Below are 4169 nucleotides of genomic sequence, written 5' to 3' on the forward strand. Positions count from 1 at the left end.
CGGTGTAGCTGGCCGCGTAGAGCTCGTCCATCCCCGCGCGGGTGAGGAACTCCGGAGCGCCGTGCGGCCCCTCGGCCACGGCGATGTGCCAGTGGTGCCCGATGGCCGGGACCTCGTCGGCGAGGATCCGGCGCGGCACGCCCGGCCCGGGTTCACCGACGGCGAGGGCGTCCCCCGCCGCCAGGTTGCGTCCCTCGTGCCCCCCGAACCGTCCGAGGGTGAAGGTCGACGACGACCCGAGGTACTGCTCCACCTCGATCCCGCCCCCGACCGCCACGTACACGCGCATGCCCGGCCCGTCGAGCACCGGGACGTCGAGCACGGATCCCGCCTCCAGGTGGACCGGCTTCCACTGGGCCACCGGGCGGCCGTCCACCGTCGGCCGCACGTGCGCCCCGCCCACGCAGACCGTGACCGGGGCGTCCGGTCGGATCGACAGTCCACCCCGAGTGCACTCCAGACCGGCGGCGCCCTCCGGGTTGCCCACGGCGATGTTGACCAGGCGGAGCGAGTAGTCGTCCATCGCCCCGGACGGCGGGACGCCCACGCCCCAGTACCCGATGCGGCCGGGCCAGTCCTGGACGGTGGTGATGCGTCCCGGGTTGAGGATCTCAAGGCGGGTCATGGCGGCTTCTCCTGTGGTGGCGTGTGCGCGGGTGGTGGTTGCGCGGGGTGGGGGGCGCCGGGCTCAGGCGGTGACGATCATCCGCACCGGCGTCGGGTCGAAGCCGTTGCACGGGTTGTTGATCTGCGGGCAGTTGGAGACCAGGACGATCACGTCACGGTCGGCGCGCACCGCCAGGCGCTTGCCGGGCGCGGAGAGCCCGTCGACGATGCCGAGGGTGCCGTCGGCGTCCACGGGCACGTTCATGAAGAAGTTGACGTTGGGGACCAGATCCCGTTTGCCCAGTCCGTGCCGGGCGCCCTCCCGGAGGAAGTTCTCCACGCAGGCGTGCTGATGCCGGGTGTGGTGGCCGTACCGCAGGGTGTTGGACTCCTGCGAGCACGCTCCCCCGAGGGTGTCGTGGTTGCCCACCTCGTCGGCCGTGATCGTCACGAGGGGCTCGCCGGCGTCGTCGCGCAGGACACTCCCCTCGGTCAGGAAGATCGATCCCTGGGCGGCGACGGTCGCCGGGGCGCTGTAGCGACGGGTGGGGTCGTGCGCGTCGTAGAACAGGGTGTCGACGGCCTGGTTGCCCTCGAGGTCCACGATGGTCAGGGTCTGGCCCGCGTGCAGGACGTGGGACCAGGCGGCTCTGGCGGCGACGGTCTCGTCGGCGACAACGGCCCCGTCCGTGAGAGCGAGGTCTGCGGCGGGAAGGTCTGCGGCGGCGCCGGTCCAGGGGTCTGTGGTCGGAGGCTCGGTGGTGACGGTCGTCGGTGTCATGGCGGATTCTCCTCAGGCGATCGGGGTGGAGGCGCGGTGGGCGGCCTCGGAGTTGGCGACGGCACGGCGGTACTCGAGGTCCTCCCCGACGCCGGGGAGGGCTCCCTCGCGGAGTGCGTCGAGGTCCTGCGGAGCGCTCCACGCCAGGAACTCCACGGTCCCGGCGTGGTACCGCTCCGACGGATCGAGCGGATGGTCGGCGACCGCGACGGCCACCACGACGGGCAGGTGCAGGACCAGGTCGACGGTCGCCCCCGCCCCGGCGTTCCCGGTGGAGACGAGCGCCCCGTCGTCGTCGACGCGGACGCCGTGGAAGAACGACACGGTGTGGGGGAGATCCCGCTCACCCAGTCCGTGTTTGAGGGCGGCCAGCAGCAACAACTCCCGTCCGGCCGGTGACCCGGATTCCGGCGCCCCGGCCCCGTAGCGGGCGACGTTGCCGGCCAGGGTCGAGGCACCGCACAGCGCGTCGTGGTGGCCGGAGGTGTCCGCGACGATCGTCGCGAGTACGCGCCCCTGGTCGGAGAGCAGCGGATGGCCGGTGCCGAGGTAGGCCTGCCACGGGACCTTGACCGTGTCCGCGGTGTTGAGGCGTTCCCAGGGGGCGTCGGCGCGCCACATCATGAGCGAGGCGCAGGCCGTGCCGTCCCGGTCGGTCAGTCGGATGCGCGTGCCCCGCGCCAGGGTGACCGCGGTGTAGCGACCCCCGGGGACGGACTCCGCCCACGTCAGGCGGTCGGCCGGCACGTCTGTCGGCGGGTGGGGCCAGTCGGTGGCGGGGACGACCGGCATGGAGTCGGTGATCGCGCCGGCCTGGGCGCGGGCGTGGTCGCGGGCAACCGAGGTGGTGGACGTGCTCGCGGTGGTGCCGGGTGTCGTGATGCCGGGTTCGGTGGTGCTGGTCATCTCAGGTCACTCTCCGATCTTGACGGGCTTGGGATGGGTCTTGCCGCGGGGGAAGCACAAGATGCCGAGCCCCACCACGGCGAGGACGGTCAGGACGCCGGCCCATCGCATCCACGGGGTCTCGCCCGAGGGGTCGAAGATCTCGGCCCGCGGCCAGGCGAGGTTGACCGTCATGAGCAGTCCGTACCCCACGGCCATGACGTTCACGGGGATCCCCCAGCGGCCCAGCGAGAACAGCGGCTTGCCCTCGGCGTCGGTGAGCCGGGGGCCGTTGGGCCACCCCTTGAGCCGACGCAGGAGCAGCGGCGCGGTCACGCAGAGGTAGGCGAGGTAGATGAGGATGATGCACACCGAGGCGAGGGTGGCGAAGATGGCGGCGTTGCCCATGTTGACCAGCAGGATCGCGATGCATGACAGACCGATGAGCACGGCCGGGGCGATCGGGGTGCCGGTGCGGGGGTTGACGCGGGACAGGGTCGCGGAGAAGGGCAGGCGCCCGTCGCGGGCCATCGAGAACATCAACCGGGTGGCCGCGGTCTGGATGGCGAGGGTGCAGATGAAGATGGCCACCACGACCACCACGAGGAGCACCTTGCCCCAGAAGTTCCCGAGCACGGAGTTGAGGACGTACGGCAGGCCCTCGGTGGCCAGCCGGCCGTCGGTGAGGCTGGGCGCGGCCATGAGCGCGGCGAGGATCATGAGCCCACCGCCGAACGCCGAGACGGTCAGTGCCATCCGGATGGTGCGGGGGGCGACCCGGCGCGGGTTGACGGTCTCCTCGGCGAGCTCGCCGGCCGAGCCGAATCCCACCATCACGTAGGCGGCCATGAGTCCGGAGACGACCCAGGCCCAGATGTATCCGGGCTGATCCCCCATGCCGGCGGTGTCGAAGACGACCTGCGGCCCGCGGACGGCGTGCGTCAGCAGCGCGAGGATCACCGCAACGACGCCGACGATCTCGCAGGTCACACCGATGTTGTTGACGTAGGCCATCCACCTGATGCCGAGCGAGTTGATCGTGGTGGTGATGACGAGGAGCACCGATCCGAGCAGGACCGCGTTCGCCGCTCCGGAGGGCGAGGTGAGGGCCGGGTCGTCGCCGACGAACTGGAAGCCGGACCAGATGCTGGGCAGCACGACCTGCAGCGCGATGGCCGCGGCCGAGGCGGTGACGATCTGGGCGAGGATCATGAACCAGCCGCCGAACCACCCGACGACCTCGCCGCCCATCCGCCGGGACCACTGGTAGATCGCTCCCGAGATGGGGTACCGGGCCGCGAGCTCCGCGAAGCACAACGCGACCAGGAACTGGCCGGCGAACACGATCGGCCAGGTCCAGAAGAAGGCCGGGCCGCCGAACCCGTACCCGAGGCCGAACAGCTGGAAGATGGTCGTGAGGATCGAGACGAACGAGAACCCGGCGGCGAACGAGGCGAACGTGCCGAGGCTGCGGTGGAGTTGTTGGTCGTAGCCGAGATCGGCGAGGTCGTCGTGATCACCCCGACGTTCGGGGGCCGGGGTGGTGAGTCCGGAGGGGTCACTCATGTCCGGCACTCCTCTCGGGGCGGGGGTCTGTGAACCCGGGTGGCGTCAGGAGCAGTTCCTGTCTGCCGATAGTTTTCCCACCGCGTGTGACCCTCGGGTTGCCTGATGTTTCGATCCGATTAACACGCCCTCACGCCGTTGCTCCCCGCTCGCCGGGCCGCCCGACCGCGTGGTCGAATGCCCTCATGGCGCCTTCCCGTGATCCCCACGACGAGCGCGCGCGGGCCTGGTCCGACGGGCTGCGGCGTGAGCTGGCGGCGCGTCTCGGACCGGCGGTGGCACACGCGGTGTGGGTCACCGGATCGGTGGGCCGGGGGGAGGCCGTCCCGGG

Annotated in this window: 3 protein-coding genes and 1 pseudogene; all 4 read right to left on the bottom strand. The window is 71.4% G+C overall.

Going from position 1 to position 4169, the window contains the following annotated elements:
• A pseudogene (locus G6020_RS13105) lies at window positions 1-625 on the bottom strand (biotin-dependent carboxyltransferase family protein); the annotation flags it as partial.
• A 63-nt stretch (window positions 626-688) separates the two neighbouring features.
• On the bottom strand, window positions 689-1387 hold the full coding sequence (locus tag G6020_RS13110) for an urea amidolyase associated protein UAAP2 (protein ID WP_182610922.1): 699 nt from the start codon (window positions 1385-1387) through the stop codon (window positions 689-691).
• 12 nt (window positions 1388-1399) lie between these two features.
• On the bottom strand, window positions 1400-2293 hold the full coding sequence (locus G6020_RS13115) for an urea amidolyase associated protein UAAP1 (protein ID WP_182610923.1): 894 nt from the start codon (window positions 2291-2293) through the stop codon (window positions 1400-1402).
• Between the two features lie 6 nt (window positions 2294-2299).
• Window positions 2300-3838, bottom strand: a complete 1539-nt coding sequence (locus G6020_RS13120) for an amino acid permease (RefSeq protein WP_182610924.1) — start codon at window positions 3836-3838, stop codon at window positions 2300-2302.
• Window positions 3839-4169: the final 331 nt, after the last annotated feature.

This window comes from Dietzia sp. B19 (genome assembly GCF_014145155.1).
GTDB lineage: Bacteria > Actinomycetota > Actinomycetes > Mycobacteriales > Mycobacteriaceae > Dietzia > Dietzia natronolimnaea.

What these genes read in the sequence shown, in the direction of transcription:
- G6020_RS13110 (WP_182610922.1), bottom strand. Translation starts at nt 1,387, where the DNA reads ATGACACCGACGACCGTCACCACCGAGCCTCCGACCACAGACCCCTGG.
- G6020_RS13115 (WP_182610923.1), bottom strand. Translation starts at nt 2,293, where the DNA reads ATGACCAGCACCACCGAACCCGGCATCACGACACCCGGCACCACCGCG.
- G6020_RS13120 (WP_182610924.1), bottom strand. Translation starts at nt 3,838, where the DNA reads ATGAGTGACCCCTCCGGACTCACCACCCCGGCCCCCGAACGTCGGGGT.